Below are 18,965 nucleotides of genomic sequence, written 5' to 3' on the forward strand. Positions count from 1 at the left end.
AGCAGCCACCCTTTAAAGAAAGCGTAATAGCTCACTAGTCGAGTCGGCCTGCGCGGAAGATGTAACGGGGCTCAAACCATACACCGAAGCTACGGGTATCACTTAGGTGATGCGGTAGAGGAGCGTTCTGTAAGCCTGTGAAGGTGAGTTGAGAAGCTTGCTGGAGGTATCAGAAGTGCGAATGCTGACATGAGTAACGACAATGGGAGTGAAAAACTCCCACGCCGAAAGACCAAGGTTTCCTGCGCAACGTTAATCGACGCAGGGTTAGTCGGTCCCTAAGGCGAGGCTGAAAAGCGTAGTCGATGGAAAACAGGTTAATATTCCTGTACTTCTAGTTATTGCGATGGAGGGACGGAGAAGGCTAGGCCAGCTTGGCGTTGGTTGTCCAAGTTTAAGGTGGTAGGCTGAGATCTTAGGTAAATCCGGGATCTTAAGGCCGAGAGCTGATGACGAGTTGCCTTTAGGCGACGAAGTGGTTGATGCCATGCTTCCAAGAAAAGCTTCTAAGCTTCAGATAACTAGGAACCGTACCCCAAACCGACACAGGTGGTTGGGTAGAGAATACCAAGGCGCTTGAGAGAACTCGGGTGAAGGAACTAGGCAAAATGGCACCGTAACTTCGGGAGAAGGTGCGCCGGTGAGGGTGAAGGACTTGCTCCGTAAGCCCATGCCGGTCGAAGATACCAGGCCGCTGCGACTGTTTATTAAAAACACAGCACTCTGCAAACACGAAAGTGGACGTATAGGGTGTGACGCCTGCCCGGTGCCGGAAGGTTAATTGATGGGGTTAGCTAACGCGAAGCTCTTGATCGAAGCCCCGGTAAACGGCGGCCGTAACTATAACGGTCCTAAGGTAGCGAAATTCCTTGTCGGGTAAGTTCCGACCTGCACGAATGGCGTAACGATGGCGGCGCTGTCTCCACCCGAGACTCAGTGAAATTGAAATCGCTGTGAAGATGCAGTGTATCCGCGGCTAGACGGAAAGACCCCGTGAACCTTTACTATAGCTTTGCACTGGACTTTGAATTTGCTTGTGTAGGATAGGTGGGAGGCTTTGAAGCGTGGACGCCAGTTCGCGTGGAGCCATCCTTGAAATACCACCCTGGCAACTTTGAGGTTCTAACTCAGGTCCGTTATCCGGATCGAGGACAGTGTATGGTGGGTAGTTTGACTGGGGCGGTCTCCTCCTAAAGAGTAACGGAGGAGTACGAAGGTGCGCTCAGACCGGTCGGAAATCGGTCGTAGAGTATAAAGGCAAAAGCGCGCTTGACTGCGAGACAGACACGTCGAGCAGGTACGAAAGTAGGTCTTAGTGATCCGGTGGTTCTGTATGGAAGGGCCATCGCTCAACGGATAAAAGGTACTCCGGGGATAACAGGCTGATACCGCCCAAGAGTTCATATCGACGGCGGTGTTTGGCACCTCGATGTCGGCTCATCACATCCTGGGGCTGAAGCCGGTCCCAAGGGTATGGCTGTTCGCCATTTAAAGTGGTACGCGAGCTGGGTTTAGAACGTCGTGAGACAGTTCGGTCCCTATCTGCCGTGGACGTTTGAGATTTGAGAGGGGCTGCTCCTAGTACGAGAGGACCGGAGTGGACGAACCTCTGGTGTTCCGGTTGTCACGCCAGTGGCATTGCCGGGTAGCTATGTTCGGAAGAGATAACCGCTGAAAGCATCTAAGCGGGAAACTTGCCTCAAGATGAGATCTCACTGGAGCCTTGAGCTCCCTGAAGGGCCGTCGAAGACTACGACGTTGATAGGTTGGGTGTGTAAGCGCTGTGAGGCGTTGAGCTAACCAATACTAATTGCCCGTGAGGCTTGACCATATAACACCCAAGCAATTTGCGTCGAACGACCAGATTGCGGTGTTGTGAAGACTGCAAAGCCGAGAATTTGTAACTCACAAAACATCACATACCCGATTCGCTGGAGTGTCTTAAACAAGACCTTCTGGCAACAGAATTTCTTGACGACCATAGAGCATTGGAACCACCTGATCCCATCCCGAACTCAGCAGTGAAACGATGCATCGCCGATGGTAGTGTGGGGTTTCCCCATGTGAGAGTAGGTCATCGTCAAGATTAAATTCCGAAACCCCTATCTGCGTACGCAGGTAGGGGTTTTGTCTTTAGAGTAGAAGCATCAAGAATTCGCTGGCACGTCGCAACAGACGGACCGGCACACAGAATTTCTTGACGACCATAGAGCATTGGAACCACCTGATCCCATCCCGAACTCAGCAGTGAAACGATGCATCGCCGATGGTAGTGTGGGGTTTCCCCATGTGAGAGTAGGTCATCGTCAAGATTCATTCCGAAACCCCTGTCTGCCCTGCAGACAGGGGTTTTGTCTTTCTGGGATCTGTCACCCTTTGTGGGAGCTGGCCTTGCCAGCGATGGGCTGCATAGCAGCCCCAGAACAGCCGCTGACTTACCCAGCTCTTCGCACCTTGCCACTGCGCCGCGCCTGCAACTTGCGCCACCAGATATACACCCCGGTCAGCGACAGCACTGCAATCATCACCCCCAACACTGCAATCAACACCTGGCCGGTCATACCGATGATGCGCCCGCCGTGTATGGGTAGCTGCAAGCGGTAAAAGCGTTCCCCCAGGGTGCCTTGCCCGGCAATCTCCTTGCCCAGCAAATGCCCGTCAGTGCCGTGGAAGAACAACCAGGACTTACCCTGGGCATCGGTATCGTGCTGGCCAAACCCTGCACCATAGAAGTTGTACTCGAAGCTGTAGTACAGCTCACCGATCGGTGCCGTTAGCCCCAGCCGCTGGCCTTCCTGCTGCGCCCGCTGGTAGGCCTGTTGATAGCTGAGCTGGGTCACCCCCAGTTGTTCCTTGGGTAAGCCACCACGGGCTTCGTAGACGCTTGGCTCGACAGGTGAGAACAACGACACCGCCGGTTTGAACACCTGGGCCGGCAGGTTCATCGCCACGCTGCTGAGCGCAACCGGCAGCAGCAGTAGCCACAACCACAAACCGCCTGCCCTGTGGATATCCATGTTCAGCCGATAGGCATGACCGCCCTTGATCTTCCAGGCTTTCGACCACTTGCCCCAGAACGGCCGCCCACGAGGCAAAGTCAGCAGCACGGCGATAAGGCAGTCGATCACCCACATGATCGCCACCACCCCCATCAGCAGGATCCCCCAGTTACCGGGCAGGGTCAGGCTGTAGTGCAACTCGAGCATGAACGGCATGAAGTTCTCCCGGGAGAAACAGCATTCACCCCAATAGCGCTGGCCCAGCGTCAGGCCGCTGACCGGGTCGAGATAGAACACGGTGTTCTTCTCGGCATAGGGTTCGCCGCTGGCAGGATCGTTGCGTGGCACCATCGCCAGCAGCGCTGCATGCCCAGGCTCGTTCGGGTACTCCATGTACCAGACCTGCAGCCGCGGGTGCTCGGCCTGCAACTTATCCACAAGCACCCCCGGTTGCTGCCGTTCACCCACGGCGGGGGCTTCGTAGAAGGAAGGGTTGAGCCATTCGTCCAGTTCGTGATGAAAGGCCAGGACGCTGCCGGTGAGGCCGGCCAGGGCTAGAAACAATGCGGTGATCAGGCCGAGGTAGCGGTGTAGCAGTACGTAGAGCTGACGCATGAGTAAAGGTCCGGAGTAAGTCGCCAGATGCAACAAAGCCAGCGCCCGGAATCAGGTGCTGGCTTTGGCGTTCATACAGGTGAGGTCAGAACTGGCAGCTGACCGTGGCACTGACATTGCGTTCTTCGCCCATGTAGCAGTAACTCAGGCTGGCACAGGAGGCGATGTAGCTTTCATTGGTGAGGTTGTTGGCATTGAGCCGCACATCCAGCCCCTTGAGCCCGACCTTGCCCAGGTCGTAACCAACCGAAGCATCGAACAGGGTGTAGGAGGGCACCTTCATGGTGTTCTCGGCATCCACCCAGCTGTAGCCGACATAGCGCACACCACCGCCCAGGCGCAGGCCGTCGAGGGCGCCCTGGCGGACGTTGTAGTCAGCCCACAGCGAGGCCATGTGCCGCGGTGCCTGGGTCGGCGAGTTGCCCTTGTTGTCGAGGTCGCTGCCAAACAGCGTGCTCGGCATCGACTTGGAGTACTCGATATCGGTGAAGGTATAGCTGCCGAGGACTTTCAGGTTGTCGGTGACTTGCAGGTGCGCCTCCAGCTCCAGGCCTTGGGAGCGGACCTGGCCTACAGGGCGGTAGAACTCTTCCTGCGGCAACTTGGAGGCAAGGTTCTCCTGCTCGATGCGGAACAGCGAGGCGGTGAACAAGTTGTCGGTGCCCGGCGGTTGGTACTTGATACCGGCCTCCCACTGAGTACCCTCGGTCGGCGCCAGCGGGTTACCCGACTGGTCGGCGTAGGAGTTGGGGTTGAACGACTCGGAATAGCTGATGTACGGCGCAATGCCGTTCTCGAACAGGTACAGCACGCCGGCGCGACCGGTCAGCTTGGTGCGCTCGTCACTGATTTTGGTGCCCAGCGGGCGGCTGGCTTCGGCGATGCGGTTCTCATCCGACGTCTTCACCCAGTCCTGGCGCAGGCCCAGCGAGAAACGCCACTGGTCGAGCTCAATCAGATCCTGCAGGTACACGCCGGTCTGTTGCAGGCGACGCAGGTAGCTGGTGGGGGCGAAGTAGGTGATTTGCGAGTTGCCGTACTGTGGGTCGAAGGCATTGATCGGTGCCAGGGCGCCACTGCGCCAGTCGACCACGGTCTTGCGTCGCTGGTAGTCCAAGCCCAGCAGTGTGGTGTGCTTGGCGCTGCCGGTGAAGTATTCGGCCTGGAGCATGTTGTCGATGATGTACGAATGCAGTTTTTCATCGCCGCCGGTGTAGTAGCGGTTCAGCTCATTGCTGGTCGGCGTGGTCCAGCCCCAGGCATACACCTGGTCCATCTTCACCGTCGAATCCAGGTAGCGAAAGTTCTGCCGCGCGCTGAACACGTCGTTGAAGCGATGCTCGAACTGGTAGCCGAACGACTGCTGGTCACGCTCGTAGCGGTCGATGCCCGGCTCGCCTTCGAAGAAGTGATCGGAGATGCGCTGGCCATTGCGCTGGTGCAGCGCACCATCGGCCGGCACGCCGCCGTGATAACCGCCGTCGGGGTCATGCTGCAGGTAGGCCTGCAGGGTCAGCGATGTATCTTCGCTGAAGTTGATGCTGACGGTTGGCGCCAGGGCGAAGCGCTTTTCTTCGTTGTGGTCGAACTGGGTGTCGGACTGATCGGCCAGGCCCACCAGGCGATAGGCGATGCGCTGGTCGTCATCCAGCGGGCCGCTGAAGTCGAAACCGACGCCACGCTGGCCCTGGGTGCCGACGGTGGCCTGGACTTGATGATAGGCCTCGTACAGCGGCTTCTTGCTGGTCAGGGCGACCAGGCCGCCGGGCGAGCTGCGGCCATAGAGCACCGAAGACGGCCCCTTGAGGATATCCACCCGCTCGAGGAAGTACGGATCGACCTGCATGGTGCTGTAGGTGCCACTGTCACCCATGGACTTCAGACCGTCCAGGTAGATGTTATCCACAGAGCCGTCGTTGAAGCCGCGCATGGCCACGTAGTCGTAGCGATGGGTCGCGCCGTAGGGGTTGGTCAGCACGCCCGGGGTGTAGCGCATGGCCTGGGCCACGGTCTGCGAGCCCTGGTCGTCCATTTGCTGACGGGTCACCACCGACACCGACTGCGAGGTTTCCAGGATCGGCGCACTGGTCTTGGTCGCGACCTGGCTGTGGGTGGCGTTGTAGCCTTCCATGCTGCCCAGGGCGTTACCCAGGGCGAACTCGCGTACTTCGGTGCTTGGCAACGACAGCGCTGCGTCCTGTGGCTGCGCCCGCAGCACATAGCTGCCGCCATCCTGGCTGACGGCTTCCAGGCCTGAGCCGTTGAGCAACTGGCGCAGCGCCTGGTCGGTGGCGTAACTGCCTTGCAGCCCTGGCGACTGCAGGCCCTGGGTCAATTGCGGGGTGCTCGACAAGGTGATCCGGGCCTGGCGGGCGAACTGGTTGAGCACGTCATCCAGGGAGCCGGCGGGGATGTTGTACTGCTGGCTGACACTGCTCGCTTGCGCGCCCAGCGCCACGGCCGGTAGCGCAGTCATACCCAGGGCGGTGCCAAGCAGCGCGGCACGGATGGCCTTGCCCAGCACGCTGCCTGGAGCAGAATCTAAGACAGGTTGAAAATCATTCTTCTTGTTGAGCCGCAACAGGGGCGAAGCATTACGCATGGAGAGCATCCGTTGAGTCGGTAAGGGCAGAAGGAGTCGCTTACTGTCCTAGCCGGACTCGTGGGTAAAACCCGCCAAAAAAAATCAATTCAGGCCAGCCGTTCCAGGCGTACCCACCAGCGCGTGCGATAGCTGACCTTCACCGGCAGCGTCTGCGGCAGCAGTTGCAGCAGTTTGTCGGTGTCCTCCAGGCGGAACACCCCGGACAGGCGCAAGTCGGCAATGTCATCGGCGCAGCTCAGATAACCGTGGCGATAGCGCCCGACTTCGGCGAGGAAATCGCCCAGGCGCATGTCGCGGGTGACGATCAGCCCTTCGGCCCAGGCGCCGGTATCCATGTCCTGATTGTGCAGGAGGGTTGCGCCCCGGGCATCGAGGCGATAACTCTGGCCGGCGTGAACCCATTGCAGAGGGCCTGGCGAGTGGATGGCGACGCTGCCCTGGCTGACGCTGATGCGGGTGCAGTCGCTGTCCTGGCGCACCACGAAGCGGCCGTCGAAGCCTTGCAGCAAGGCTTCGCGGGTGCGTACCAGCAACGGACGACCCGGGGCGGTCGAATCCTTGGCGCAGGTCAGCATCAACTCGCCACGCTTGAGGCGAATCAGGCGCTGATCGGCCTCGAAGGCGAGGTCGGCGGCGCTGTTGGTGTTCAGTTGCAGCAACGAGCCATCCGGCAGGCGCAAGCTGCGCCGCTGACCGGTGGCGCTGGCAAAATCTGCGGTCAGCGGGCTGATAACGTCCAGGTCCTTGCCCAGCCAAGCTGCCGAGCCGAGCACCAGCACGCCGCTGAGCAGTTTCAGGGCCTGGCGCCGCTGCAGGCGCTGGCTGCTGTTCTCCAGGGTCTGCAAGGCCACGCTGGCACCTGGGATGGCGCGCAGGTTGAGCTCCTGATGCAGGGATTGCACCCGCTGCCAGGCCAACTCATGGTCCTGATGGGCTGTACGCCACCGTTCGCATTGTTGCTGCAGATGAGCGTTGTGGCCGTTCTCACGCAGCTTGAGCATCCAGTGGATAGCCTGCTTGACCACCCGCGGGCCGGGGTTGAGGGGTGTCATGCCGGCTTATGCCTCGCTCTCGTAGCGCAGCAGGTAGCAGTGATACAGGGCATCGGCCACATAGCGCTCTACCGAGCGCAAGGACACGCCCATCTGTTCGGCAATGTCCTTGTGGCTCAGGCCTTCACACTGCGCCAGCAAAAAGGCGCGGCGCACTTTCGGCTTGAGGCCGTCAAGCATCTGCGCGATGCGCTCGAGCAGCTCCAGCAGCAGTTCGCGGGTTTCCAGCGAAGGCACTTCGCCCTCGGGCAGGTGCGCCAAGGCTTCGAGGTAGGCGCGGTGCAGCTCTTCACGCCGCCAATGGTCGATCACCAGGCCGCGGGCGATGGTCCGCAGGAACGCCCGGGGAGCGTTCAGCTCCAGCTGTTCGCGCCGCTGCAGCAGGCGCACGAAAGTGTCCTGGGCCAGATCCGCGGCATCGGCGGCATTGCCCAGCTTGCTGCGCAGCCAAGTGTTCAGCCAGCCGTGGTGGTGGCTGTAAAGCGTGTGCACGGACTCTCGAGAGGGCATGAAGGTGCGCTGCTGAAGGGGTCATAAATGATAATTAGTCTCATTGTTGGCATCCTTGGATTATTTTGCAACTGTTGATCAGGGCAAGCTCGCTCTTGTAGGAGCGGGCTTGCCCCGCGATCAGGCTTAACTCAACAAATTCCTCACATTGTTCATCGCCTCATCGGCAAACCCCTGCAAAAACGTCTGAAAGCCTGGCAGCGCCTCGCTGCCGCCTTGCCACGGCTCGGCCTGAATGGTCCAGGTCGCTCGCGCCTGGCGCTCGCCCAGCGCCTCGACCTGCATCGCCGCCCACAGGTTGCCGATGTTCAGGCTGGTGTAGATCAGGCTCCAGGTCATGCTCATGGCCTGCTCGTCACGGGTATTGAGCTGTTCGATGACCACGTTGCCGTCCTTGAACAGCTTCTTGCGCACCGAACGCACGCCGTTGCCGGTCATCTCGATGTGCGCCAGGGCCGGGATGAACACCGGGAAGCCGGCGAAATTGCCGACGATGTTCCAGACACTGGCGGCATCGCTGGCGATCTCGACACTGGCCACCACTCGGCAGCCAGCAGGGTTGTGGATCAGGGTGTCGGGTTGAAGGGTTTGCATGGGTGGATCTCCTGCGTGGGTTGAAGGCGGTCAGATGAAGGCAATGTCGTGCAGGTACTGGCAGCCGCGTTGCAGCAACTGCGGGGTTTTCTGCGGGTAGCGCGCGCCCATGCGCTCGACACCGGCGCGGGCATTGCCATGCTCGATCCGCGAGATGTCGCCGATGTCTTCCTCGAAGCCATCCAGGTAGAAACCCAGAACATCGAACAGCGCGTTGTCGCGATCGACTCGCTGCAACTGCCGTTGCCACTGCTCGATGCTGACCAGCTCGAATGGCGTGCCGCTGTCACGGAACACCGAGACGTAGTCGCTCCAGCTCAGTGGCTCGGGGTTGTGCAGGTTGAATACCGCCTGCTCGGGCTGGTAACGGCTGCTGTGGAAGGCGATGAAGCGGGCGAGAAAATCCACCGGCATCAGGTCGAAGTTGAGCTCCAGGGCCGGCACCTGACCGAGTTGCAACGAGCCCTTGAGCATCAGCATCAGCCGGTTGCGCTGGGGTTGGCAGATGCCGTTGCGGCTGTCGAAGGTGATGTTGCCGGGGCGAAACAGGTTGACCCACACCCCTTGGGCGCGGGCACGCTGGAGGATGCGCTCGCCCACCCATTTGCTCAGGTTGTAGCCATTACGCAGGTAGAGCGGCGGTGTCGCCGCCGGGTCCCGCTCCAGCACTTGGCCATTGGTGTCGATGGCGCTGCAGGCCGACAGGGTCGAGATGAAATTGAAGACTTTCTTGCGCCGGCCTTCGCACAAGCGCAGGCACTCGAACAGTGGCTCGACGTTGTCGGCGGCCAGGGTGCGGTAATCCAGCACATGGTTGACCTGCGCTGCGTTGTGCAGCAGCGCACCGTACTCGCTGTCCAGATAGTCGTAGTCGCTGTCACTCAGGCCCAGTCGCGGCTGGCGCAGGTCGGCGGCGAAGACTTTCACCCGGCTCATATCAAGGCCGTGCAAGCCGTTGTCCACCAGCGCTGCGGCGAAACGTTGCGGCGCTGACTGACTGGCGCTGGAGCGCACCAGGCAGGCTACTTCGCTGGCGCCCCATGCAAGCAGCGCTTCGATCAGGTGCACGCCAAGAAAACTGTTGGCGCCGGTGACGACTACCTTGTGCACATCGCCCAATTGCGCCATTGGCAGCACGTTCAGATGCAGTTCGCGACAGGCATCGCGTTCGGCCTGCGGATCGAGGCCGTGAGCCTGCGGATGCTCGCCGCTGACCAGCATTGCCAGGCGCTGCACGGTAGGCATCTCGATAAACTGATTGATCGCAATGGCGCAAGCGAACTGCTCGCGAACCGCCAGCAACAAACGCGATAGCAGGATCGAGTGGCCGCCGAGGCTAAAGAAGCTGGCGTCGGTGGAGATGTCCTCCTCGGGCAGTTCCAGCAGTTCGCTCCACACCTCAACCAGCTGCGTCTCGACAGGCGTAACCGGACCCAAGTGCTGGTCGCGCGGCGCCAGGGCCGGAGGCATCGCCAGCAGCGCCTGGCGATCGATCTTGCCGTTGGCGGTGTAGGGCATCTGTGCCAGTTGCTGATAGACGCCTGGGCGCATGTAGTCGGGCAGTCGTTGCTCGGCATGCCGGCGCAGGGCGGCTTCGCCATTGTCGCCAGTGGCTTGCGCGCAGAACGCCAGGATCCGCCGCTGGCCATCGATGACCACCGCCACCTGGTGGAACAGCCCGCTGCTGCGCAGGCAGTGCTCGATCTCCTCTGGTTCGACGCGAAAGCCGCGGATCTTCACCTGGTTGTCGCGGCGGCCACAGAGCTCGATGCCGTCGGCTGTCCATTTGCCGATATCGCCGCTGCGGTACACGCGGATCGTGCTGCCATCGGCACGCGGCAGGTTGAGGAAGCGCTCATCGCTCAGGGCCGGATTGTTCAGATAGCCCAGGCCAACGCCCGGGCCTGCTATGTACAACTCACCGGGGCTGTCTTCGGCGACCGGCTGCAGCTCGTCGTCGAGGATCAACACCTGGGTGTTGGCGATCGGGCGGCCGAGGTTGCGGTTGTTGTCGTCAGCCTGGAATACCCGGGTCGTCGCCAGCACGGTGGTTTCGGTCGGGCCGTAGATGTTGTGCAGCTGGCACTGCCCGGCCAGGCGTGCGATCACCTCCGGCTCACAGACATCGCCGCCGGTAATCAGGTGGCTCAGCCCAAGCGGCTGGTCGCGTGGCAGGATGCTCAGCAGCGCCGGCGGCAGGAAGGCGTGGGTCACCTGCTGGGCGTGGAGCAGAGCCAGCAGGCGCGCCGGGTCGCGGCGTTGATCTTCAGTGGGTACCACCAGCTCGCCGCCGCAAACCCAGGTGGGCAGGATATCCAGCAACGAGGCATCGAAGCCGATGGTCGAGAACTGCAGTGCGCGGCTGTGCTGATCCAGCTGCACATGGGCGCTGTACCAGGCCTGGAAGTGGCTGAGGTTGCGCTGGCTGAGCAGCACGCCCTTGGGCTGGCCGGTGGTGCCCGAGGTGTAGATCGCCACGCAGGGGGCGTCCGGCGCGGGTCGCTGGCGCAACAGTGATGGCAGCGGCTGCGCCGGCGGTGTGGGCAGCTGGCGCAGGTCCAGGGTCGGCAGTGACAGGTCATCCACTGGCAGCTGACCGTCATGTAGCAGCAGGCTGGCGCCGGCATTCTCCAGAATGTAGCGCAGGCGCTCGGCCGGTTGCGCCGGGTCCAGCGGCAAGTACACCGCTCCACAACCGAATACCGCGAGCACGCTGGCGTAGAGCGCGGCGCACTTGCCCAGGCAAACGCCGATCACGGGTGGTTCGGTGCTGGTCGATGAAACACCCATACGTTGCTGGATAGCTGCCGCCTGGGCATGCAACTGTGCGTAGTTGATGCGCTGGCCGTTGAGGTTCAGTGCCGTTTTGTCGGCATGAAGGCACAGGCTCTGCTCCAGGCGCTCGATCAGCGGGACGTCGGCCGCGGCGAGTAATGTGGGGTTACCGGTCTGGTTGAAACGGTGGAAACAGGCCATCTGCTCCAGCCAGTCTAGGCCCTGTTCCTGATCCTGTTGCCCAGGGCTGATGGCGGCGGCCTGCTGCAAGTATTCAGGGTTTCGCGAGAAGCGGCTGACGAGCAGCGCGAGCATGTCCCGCAGGCTGTCGATGGCGTGCAAGCGCAAGTGCTGCCCGTTACCTGAACGTTCGGGCGCCAGACGCTGGCGCTCGATCAGGCGTTGCGCGGTGGCGCTGCCGGTCCAGCACAGCAGCTCGAGTGTGGGCAGGGCGTCAGGGGTTTGCACATAGACCCCCAGACGCAAGCTCAGCAGGGCACAGTCGCCCAACGCCTGCCAGTCACAGGCTCGCAGCGCCAGGCTGCCGTCATCGATCAGCAACTGTGGCTGGCGCCAGGGGCGTGCCAGCAAGGCTTCGGCGCTGTCGGCCAGGTGCAGCGCGTGACCGTGCTCGTACAGTTCCCGATGCAGCAGCTGCAGCGCCGGGCTTGCGCCGATCAGCAGGATTTCCAGGCGTCTCATGGTTATCTCCTTGGCTTGGGCAGGTAGTGCGCTAGAGCGTCTTGCACACAGGGCGAGTCGAGCATGGAACTGGCGCGGAACAGGCGCAGGATGTTGCCCAGCAGCGGATGCTGGTGATCGATCGGGTAGGCCATGGACGTCACTTCCTGGCGCAGCGCCGCTCGCGCGGTCTCATTGATCGGCAACTGGGCGATCAGGGCAAAGTCGAAGCGCTTCTGGATATCGTTGGTCAGGTACTGCGCGAGAAACACCGGCAGGATTTCAGCGATGCAGTGCCGGTCCGCGTCGGGGGCGCTGTGCCAGTAGATGCGCACCAGCCGTGCCCAGAAGCTCGAATGGCGGCCTTCGTCGAGCAGGTGATCGGCCATCAAGCCCTGCACCGATGGCTTGACCGTGTCATCCCGGGCAAAGGCGGCGACATCGTCGGTCAGGGTGTTCTCGGCGATGCCCACGCAGATCAGCTCAAGGGCGTCGCGCAGGTGTGCCGGCGCCAGCGCCAGGGCTGCCGGGATCGCCCGGCTCAGCTCGATTTCCTCGGGCAGGGCCATCGGTTCAAACCCGGTCAGGGCGATGGTTTGTTGCATGAAGTCCATGGCCACCAGGGCGTGGTAGTCCTCATCCACCACCACGGTCATGGCGTCATAGCGACAGGCGAACGGAAAGCGAATGGCAAAGCGGTCCTTGGCGATCCGCCGCGCCGTGCGGTCGACGATCTCGGTCTCGAAAATCACCACGTCGTTGATGAACTTGTACAGGCTCTGGGTCAGGGCGAAATCGCGCTGCTGCGGGCACTCGCGCATAAAGGTCTCACTGAGCACCAGCGGCTGGCGGCTGAGCGGGTAAATCAGCCGCTGATCGTCCTCGACCTGGCGTCGCGGCCGGGTGCGGATGGTCGCGCGGCTCTCCCAGGCCTCGGCGCAGGAGTGGTAGTCGAGGGCATTCATGCGCTGACCTCCGCGACGGGCTCGCGCATCGACAGGCGCAGGTGGTCCCACAGGGCAATGCGGCTGTCGACGGCGGCAATGGCAGCTTCCAGCGCCTGGCGCTCCTGCCCCGGGTCGCCTTTCACCAGCCGGGCGAGCAGAGCCTCGGCGGCCGGGCCGTGATCTTCGGCGTCGACTTCGATGTGCCGTTGCAGGTAGTAGCGCAACGTCGGCGCCTGTTCGCCGGTGATGCCCCAGTCATCGAGGATGCGCTGGAACATGCATGGAATCACACTCTCACGCCCATGCAGGAAGGCCGCAGCGACGCTATGGGCAGGCGCGCCCAGGGCGGTCTCCAGGGTGTGGCAGACAAACTGCCGGGCCGCCTCGCTGGCACCGGCGCGTTGCAGGGCGCTGGCATAGCCGACGCCTTCTCGTTGCAGGTTGATGAAGCGTTCGATCGCCGAGGTGCTGGCGCCGACTTCACGCATGGCGTCCAGGTACAGCTCGAAATGGCTGTAGTGCCCCTGGCCCACGCGATCGTCGGACTCCTCACCGAGGACGATCTCGTTGATCAGACGCGCGGCGTTCGGATCAAGCGGCGGTAACCAGGGCAACTGGATACAGGTCAGCTCCTGTTGCAGGCGTTTGGTCAGCGACATGAAATCCCAGACTGCAAATACATGGGTTTCCATGAACCGTTGCAATACCGGTAATGAATCTATTTCGGCAAAGATGGGATGCGCGGCAAGTTCGGCTTTGCGGGCGATAAGGTGCGAAGTCAAAGTGCTCATGGCGTTTCCTTGTCAGTGGCTGACGTTCGGTTCATTTGCCTTAGCGCCAGTGTCGAAGTTTTCGAGGGCCGGGCAGGGGCCTCGACTGAATCACTCGATAAAAGCGCGATGGCAGGCGTATCGATGCTGTAAGCATCCTGTTCTCAGGCTTACGGGTGTTTTTGCTCAGGTTGGCCCGTGCCGATAAAAAGTTAGAACAACTTTTAAGTGTTCGGCAATCATTTTGTTAATTATATTTTTAGTTGATGGTTTTCGGGTGTGAAGCAAGTAATTAAAACTATTGATTAAAGTTTTATTTTTATGTAAGTGCTCCTTCCGGCAACTAAGTGTCAGAATAAAACTGCGTGAGTGAATGCCTCACTCGGAGCACTAAATAATGTAAGTCGGACGAGGTTGACTCTTGGGGGCAGCTGATCGATATCGGTCCTTGCCCGGCGCCAGGCTCCTTCTGCAGGTGTGCAATAGGCACGCGACCTGGCCCGCCTGACGGCGATCAGCGGTCGCTGCGCGGGTAAGAGTGTGCCGAAAATGCAGGGGCCGCCATGGCTGGCTGCAACAGGAGGAGAGAATTCAGGGGCCAGAGCCCCTCGCCGGATGGCCGTGCGCCTGGGTTTACAGGCTTAGCAGGCCCAGATGGGTGTTGATGATCTGGAGCAGGCGCTGATTGAGCATAGGGTCGTTGCCTTGCTCTTCAGGTAGTTCGATCAGCTCGATTTCGCGGCTGCTGAAATCATGCCAGCCCAGCATCCGCGCCAGATAACCTGACGGATACAGCGCCGTGACGGGCACGTTGAGCGCTGCTGCCGATTCACCGGCCGTCGTCGCATGGGGGCTGTCGCATGTGGAGACAAACAGATGACGCGTCTGCCCTGGGTGCAGTTGCGCGGCGTGATTGGCCAGGGCAAAGGCGAGCTGGGCGCCTGGCCCCTGGCCGAACAGGGCATGGGGGGTGCGCAGGTAGACCTGTAAGCGTTCGACCAATGATGCGACCAGGGCGCACTTGTTTTGCAGGGGCAGCGAGGTTGTCAGATCGCCGTAGGCCAGGACGTTGACGGTCACCAGTTCGATATGTTCGTTAAGCTCCGCTGCCCAGGCACGGTATTGGCTCAGGTGGTCCTCGCTGCAGGCAAGGCAGATCAGGCGAACCTGGGGCGGCTGGGCAGAGCCTGGTACGGTTCTGCACTGAAGAGTAGGGGCGTGCACGGCCTGTCCTTTCGCTCAAGGTATGCCCCGAGCGCAATTGCGGCCATTGGCCGGGGTCGCCGGCAGTGGCCGTGGTTTTACTCTGTCGATTGTCGGCTCAGGTAGGCCTTGATCGTTTTCGCCCCGTTGTTCAGGTGGCGTTCGAGAATCCTGACGGCTTCTTCAACCGACTTGTCATTAGCGGCGTCCACCAACCCGATGTGATCGTCCTGGGTCAACTTGCCCAGGCCCATCGAGGATAAGTGGAAACGCAGAAAGCGTTCTTCTTCATTGAGTTCGTTTTCAATCAGTCGCAAGAGTTTCTGATTGCTCGCCTTGCTATACAGGCTCATGTGGAACAAGCGGTTCAGGCGCCCGATTTCGGCATGCCGGGTTTCGTTTTCCAGTTGGGCGATATAGCTGCGCGCCAGGGCAATGTCGTCGGCATCGAGCAACGGAATCGACTGACGCAACGCTTCGGATTCCAGAATGACCCGCAAGGCATAGGTATCTACGGCATCCTCGCCGATCAGCGGCGCGACCACCGCACCCTTGTGCGCCACCACCTGCAGCAGCGATTGTGCCTCCAGCTGGCGCAGGGCTTCGCGCACGGGCATGCGGCTGACGCCAAACAAAGTGGCCAGTTCCTGTTGGCGCAAGGCCAGACCGGGCTCCAGGCGACCATCAAGGATGGCACTGCGCAGCCGTTCTTCGATCACAGTACGAGCCAAGTGTGGCGGAACTTGCTCGCCACCCAGGATTTCGCTCAGGAGTTTGGTTTTTCCGCCCACGCTGTCTTTGCCTGAAGTCGAAGGGGGTCATTGGATCCAATAACCCTAGTTAGGAGAGATTTACTTGTCAAACCGCATCGATGAGGCCGCGCATCAACAATGCGAAACCACGCTCACCGGCGCCATGCTTGCTATCGTGAAGGAAGTTTTTGCTCAAGGGAAGCAGGGTTGTAGCCCGCGCCTGACAAGGGGTTGCTCATGATCAACAGGTTGATGGCAGGGTGATTGTATGGTGCCATTGTTTTTTTCGGGGTGAGGCCGCACCATCGGTGTTTTCTCACAAGTCTGCGCGGATTATTCGCATTGGCGATACGTTGGGCTGTTCAATTGACCCTGCGCCGGCTTGGCCTGGCCGTGGTGCTCGGCTGCCTGTTGCTGGGCGGCCTGCAGGCGGACTGGGACTTTTCCCAGATCAGCCGCCGCGCTCAGTCGTTGTACGGGCCATTGGGGCCTGGTCAGGGCCGCATCGATGCCTGGCAGAACCTGTTGGCAACCCAGAAGCAAGGCAGCGAAGCTGAGCGCCTGAAGGTGGTCAACCAGTTCTTCAACCAGCAGTTGCGCTATGTCGAAGACATCGACCTGTGGCGTGAGGTGGACTACTGGGCAACGCCGGTGCAATCGTTGATCAAGGGCGCTGGTGACTGTGAAGACTACGCTATCGCCAAGTATTTCAGCCTGCGCCGGCTCGGGGTTCCTGCCGAAAAACTGCGCATTACCTACGTCAAGGCCCTGCGCCAGAACCGTGCGCACATGGTCCTGACCTATTATTCAAGCCCGGAGGCCATGCCGCTGGTGCTCGACAGCCTGATCGATGCGATCAAGCCCGCCAGCCAGCGGCCGGACCTGTTGCCGGTGTATTCGTTCAACGGTGAGGGCCTGTGGCTGACCGGGGCGGGTGGCAACAAGAAAGTTGGCGACACCAAACGTTTGTCGCGTTGGCAGGATCTATTGAAGAAGATGCAGGCCGAAGGCTTCCCCGCCGAGCCGGCTTACTGAAGGAGCACAGATGTCACTGTTCAAACAATTGCTGCTTGCCATCTGCCTGTTCCTGGTGGTCGCCTTCAGCGGCAGCTTCATGGTCAGCCTGGAGAGTTCGCGCAGCCAGTACGTCAACCAGTTGCGCTCTCACGCCCAGGATGCCGCTACGGCCCTGGCGTTGTCGCTGACACCGAATATTGATGACCCGGCAATGGTCGAGCTGATGGTCAGCTCGATCTTCGACAGTGGTTACTATTCGAGCATCAAGGTCATCGACACGGGCTCCAACGCCCTGCTGGTGGAACGCCATGCCGAGCCTGATGCCAATGGTGTGCCGGCCTGGTTCATCCGCCTGATCGGCCTGGAGGCGGCCGGTGGCGATGCCATCGTCAGCCGCGGCTGGCAACAGGCGGCACGGGTCGAGGTGGTCAGCCATCCGATGTTCGCCCTGGCCAAGCTCTGGCAGAGTGCACTGGGCAGCCTCGGCTGGCTGCTGCTGTGCGGCGCGTTGAGTGCGGTGCTTGGTGCATTGTTGCTGCGTCGCCAGCTCAAGCCGCTGGATTACATGGTGGCGCAGTCCCACGCCATTGCCCGGCGTGAGTTCCTCAGCCTGCCAGACCTGCCACGCACCCCGGAGTTGCGCCGGGTAGTACAGGCCATGAACCAGATGGTCGAGAAGCTCAAGGCGCTGTTCCAGGAGCAGGCCGAACGCAGCGAGAAGCTGCGGGTCGAGTCGTACCAGGACAGCCTCACCGGCCTTGCCAACCGCCGCTATTTCGAAATGCAGCTCAACGCCTTGGTCAGCAACCTCGAAGAAGCGCGCCCGGGTTACCTGCTGTTGCTGCGGGTCAAGGACCTGGCCGGGCTCAACCAGCGTCTGGGTGGTCAGCGCACCGACCAGTTGCTGCAAGCAGTCGGCCAGCAGTTGCAACGTACCTGCGCCAACTACCCGGAAACCAACAACCTGATCACCCGCAGCCGCGGCGGCGAGTTCGCCGTGCTGGCGCCGGGGTTGGTGCATGAAGAGGCGACCCAGTTGGCCCAGGCCCTGGAAGTGACCTTGCAGAGCCTGGCCGACACCGGCGCCAGCGATGTGACCCCGGTCGCTTGCATCGGCATGGCCCCTTACAGTCCGGGCGATGACCCGCAGGCCTTGCTCAAGCTTGCCGACGAAGCCCTGGCCCGCGCCGAGAGCCAGCTGGAGCCGGGCTGGGTGTGCCTGGAGCAGGGCACCGCACCGCAAGCCGGCGATACTCACCATGCCTGGCACACGCTGCTTGATGAGGCGTTGCAGCAGGGTCGCTTCCAGTTGTTCTTCCAGCCGGTGGTGGCCTGCGATGCGCCGGAGCGTGTGCTGCATTACAAAGTGATCTCGCGGGTGCTCGATGCCCAGGGCCAGGCCGTTGCCGCCGGGCGCTTCCTGCCGTGGCTGGAGCGTTTTGGCTGGTCGGCGCGGCTCGATGTGCTGATGCTTGAACAGGTGCTCAAGCATATGCACAACCACAATGAAGCGCTGGCCCTGAACGTGTCGGCGGCGACCCTGGCCGACCCCAAGGCGTTACAGCGAGTCTATGAGCTGCTTGGCCAGAACGCTGTGCTGGGCCCGCGCCTGACCCTTGAGATCGGCGAAGAGCAACTGCCTGAACAAGCGGTGCTCGAACAGCTCACCCGCCGTCTGCGGGCCTTGGGCTTCAGCCTCAGCCTGCAGCGTTTTGGCGGGCGTTTCAGCATGATCGGCAACCTGGCGCACCTGGGCCTGGCTTACCTGAAAATCGACGGCAGCTACATCCGCGCCATCGACCATGAACGGCACAAGCGCCTGTTCATTGAAGCGATCCAGCGCGCAGCGCACAGCATCGACTTGCCGCTGATTGCCGAGCGGGTCGAAACCGAGGGTGAGCTCAAGGTATTGCGCGAGATGGGCATTCAAGGGGTTCAGGGACGACTGATCGGCGAGCCGGCACCCTGGCGTTGAAGCAAGCGGCTGCAGGCCGGCAACGGGCCTGCAGCGCTCAGATCAGGCCGCCGTTTTCTTCACTGTCATCGATCAGGTTGGTCAACCCGCCCAGCACCTGGCGAGCATTGGAGCGGCTGAGCAATTTGGCCTGCGCGCCGGGCGGCAGGTCGGTAATGCTGATCACGCCTTTGGTGGTCAGCACTTCGATCAAATCCTCGAGCACCCGGATCATGTCCAGGTCACTCTGTTTGAGTTGTTTGAGGCTGTTCTCGACCACATCGTCGGCGAACCACTCCTGGACCTCGGCATGGTCGGCCGGGAGGATTTCCGTGTATTCGGCGTAGGGTGCGGCCTCTACCCGGACCAGTTGGCCCTGTGCATCGCGTTGCACGTAGAACATGGGGTATCCCTCTGAATGTCAGTCCGTATCCGCAGTCAGCAGCATAGGCCAAGCTGGTCGGGCGTGTGGCCCGGCGAGCGAGTATGCG

At 61.2% G+C, this 18,965-nt stretch carries 13 protein-coding genes and 3 rRNA genes (1 of these 16 running past the window's edge); 5 read left to right on the forward strand and 11 right to left on the reverse strand.

What is annotated here, in order from left to right:
• The 3 genes from BV82_RS01320 to rrf (BV82_RS01330) all read left to right on the forward strand — a co-directional run.
• Positions 1-1,831: ribosomal RNA gene (locus BV82_RS01320) — 23S ribosomal RNA — on the forward strand; it begins 1,059 nt to the left of the window's first position.
• Positions 1,832-1,970: 139 nt separating this feature from the next.
• A 5S ribosomal RNA gene (gene rrf / locus BV82_RS01325) occupies positions 1,971-2,086 on the forward strand.
• 110 nt (positions 2,087-2,196) lie between these two features.
• Positions 2,197-2,312 (forward strand): 5S ribosomal RNA (rrf, locus tag BV82_RS01330).
• Between the two features lie 123 nt (positions 2,313-2,435).
• Here the strand turns inward: rrf (BV82_RS01330) and BV82_RS01335 are convergent.
• From BV82_RS01335 to BV82_RS01380, 10 genes are all read right to left on the reverse strand, one after another.
• Positions 2,436-3,614, reverse strand: coding sequence for a PepSY-associated TM helix domain-containing protein (locus BV82_RS01335; RefSeq protein ID WP_010220433.1), 1,179 nt, complete (start codon positions 3,612-3,614; stop codon positions 2,436-2,438).
• 85 nt (positions 3,615-3,699) lie between these two features.
• Positions 3,700-6,216: a TonB-dependent siderophore receptor gene (locus tag BV82_RS01340; protein ID WP_036995339.1), complete on the reverse strand. Its 2,517-nt coding sequence runs from the start codon at positions 6,214-6,216 to the stop codon at positions 3,700-3,702.
• Between the two features lie 89 nt (positions 6,217-6,305).
• Positions 6,306-7,271, reverse strand: coding sequence for a FecR domain-containing protein (locus BV82_RS01345; RefSeq protein WP_010220437.1), 966 nt, complete (start codon positions 7,269-7,271; stop codon positions 6,306-6,308).
• A 6-nt stretch (positions 7,272-7,277) separates the two neighbouring features.
• Complete coding sequence (locus BV82_RS01350) at positions 7,278-7,781, reverse strand: sigma-70 family RNA polymerase sigma factor (protein WP_026001151.1); 504 nt, start codon at positions 7,779-7,781, stop codon at positions 7,278-7,280.
• Between the two features lie 126 nt (positions 7,782-7,907).
• A complete protein-coding gene (locus BV82_RS01355) occupies positions 7,908-8,375 on the reverse strand; it encodes an SRPBCC family protein (protein ID WP_010220439.1) in 468 nt (155 codons plus the stop codon).
• A 30-nt stretch (positions 8,376-8,405) separates the two neighbouring features.
• Positions 8,406-11,852 (reverse strand): non-ribosomal peptide synthetase, encoded by a 3,447-nt coding sequence (locus tag BV82_RS01360; protein WP_036995340.1) that lies wholly within the window; start codon positions 11,850-11,852, stop codon positions 8,406-8,408.
• 2 nt (positions 11,853-11,854) lie between these two features.
• Positions 11,855-12,796: a diiron oxygenase gene (locus BV82_RS01365; protein ID WP_036995341.1), complete on the reverse strand. Its 942-nt coding sequence runs from the start codon at positions 12,794-12,796 to the stop codon at positions 11,855-11,857.
• Positions 12,793-13,569 (reverse strand): DUF3050 domain-containing protein, encoded by a 777-nt coding sequence (locus tag BV82_RS01370; protein WP_010220444.1) that lies wholly within the window; start codon positions 13,567-13,569, stop codon positions 12,793-12,795. The genes BV82_RS01365 and BV82_RS01370 overlap by 4 nt, the downstream gene beginning before the upstream one ends.
• Positions 13,570-14,181: 612 nt before the next feature.
• Positions 14,182-14,772 (reverse strand): thioesterase domain-containing protein, encoded by a 591-nt coding sequence (locus BV82_RS01375; protein WP_036995342.1) that lies wholly within the window; start codon positions 14,770-14,772, stop codon positions 14,182-14,184.
• A 77-nt stretch (positions 14,773-14,849) separates the two neighbouring features.
• The gene (locus BV82_RS01380; protein ID WP_010220447.1) at positions 14,850-15,542 is read right to left on the reverse strand and encodes a GntR family transcriptional regulator; all 693 of its coding nucleotides are present in this window, start codon (positions 15,540-15,542) and stop codon (positions 14,850-14,852) included.
• A gap of 303 nt (positions 15,543-15,845) precedes the next feature.
• Between BV82_RS01380 and lapG the strand changes: the two genes are divergently transcribed.
• Both lapG and lapD read left to right on the forward strand, forming a co-directional pair.
• Entirely contained in the window at positions 15,846-16,538 is a 693-nt protein-coding gene (gene lapG / locus BV82_RS01385) for a cysteine protease LapG (RefSeq protein WP_010220448.1), read from the forward strand.
• A gap of 10 nt (positions 16,539-16,548) precedes the next feature.
• Positions 16,549-18,495, forward strand: a complete 1,947-nt coding sequence (lapD, locus tag BV82_RS01390) for a cyclic di-GMP receptor LapD (protein ID WP_010220449.1) — start codon at positions 16,549-16,551, stop codon at positions 18,493-18,495.
• A 37-nt stretch (positions 18,496-18,532) separates the two neighbouring features.
• On the opposite strand, the gene BV82_RS01395 is transcribed toward lapD, so the two are convergent.
• Positions 18,533-18,877: a hypothetical protein gene (locus tag BV82_RS01395; protein ID WP_036995343.1), complete on the reverse strand. Its 345-nt coding sequence runs from the start codon at positions 18,875-18,877 to the stop codon at positions 18,533-18,535.
• Between the last annotated feature and the right edge of the window lie 88 nt (positions 18,878-18,965).

Origin of the sequence: Pseudomonas donghuensis, assembly GCF_000696345.2 — a bacterium.
GTDB classification, from domain to species: Bacteria; Pseudomonadota; Gammaproteobacteria; order Pseudomonadales; family Pseudomonadaceae; genus Aquipseudomonas; species Aquipseudomonas donghuensis.

Excerpts from the sequence above, each read along its gene's own strand:
- BV82_RS01335 (WP_010220433.1), bottom strand. The coding sequence starts at position 3,614 with ATGCGTCAGCTCTACGTACTGCTACACCGCTACCTCGGCCTGATCACC.
- BV82_RS01340 (WP_036995339.1), bottom strand. The coding sequence starts at position 6,216 with ATGCGTAATGCTTCGCCCCTGTTGCGGCTCAACAAGAAGAATGATTTT.
- BV82_RS01345 (WP_010220437.1), bottom strand. The coding sequence starts at position 7,271 with ATGACACCCCTCAACCCCGGCCCGCGGGTGGTCAAGCAGGCTATCCAC.
- BV82_RS01350 (WP_026001151.1), bottom strand. The coding sequence starts at position 7,781 with ATGCCCTCTCGAGAGTCCGTGCACACGCTTTACAGCCACCACCACGGC.
- BV82_RS01355 (WP_010220439.1), bottom strand. The coding sequence starts at position 8,375 with ATGCAAACCCTTCAACCCGACACCCTGATCCACAACCCTGCTGGCTGC.
- BV82_RS01360 (WP_036995340.1), bottom strand. The coding sequence starts at position 11,852 with ATGAGACGCCTGGAAATCCTGCTGATCGGCGCAAGCCCGGCGCTGCAG.
- BV82_RS01365 (WP_036995341.1), bottom strand. The coding sequence starts at position 12,796 with ATGAATGCCCTCGACTACCACTCCTGCGCCGAGGCCTGGGAGAGCCGC.
- BV82_RS01370 (WP_010220444.1), bottom strand. The coding sequence starts at position 13,569 with ATGAGCACTTTGACTTCGCACCTTATCGCCCGCAAAGCCGAACTTGCC.
- lapD (WP_010220449.1), top strand. The coding sequence starts at position 16,549 with ATGTCACTGTTCAAACAATTGCTGCTTGCCATCTGCCTGTTCCTGGTG.
- BV82_RS01395 (WP_036995343.1), bottom strand. The coding sequence starts at position 18,877 with ATGTTCTACGTGCAACGCGATGCACAGGGCCAACTGGTCCGGGTAGAG.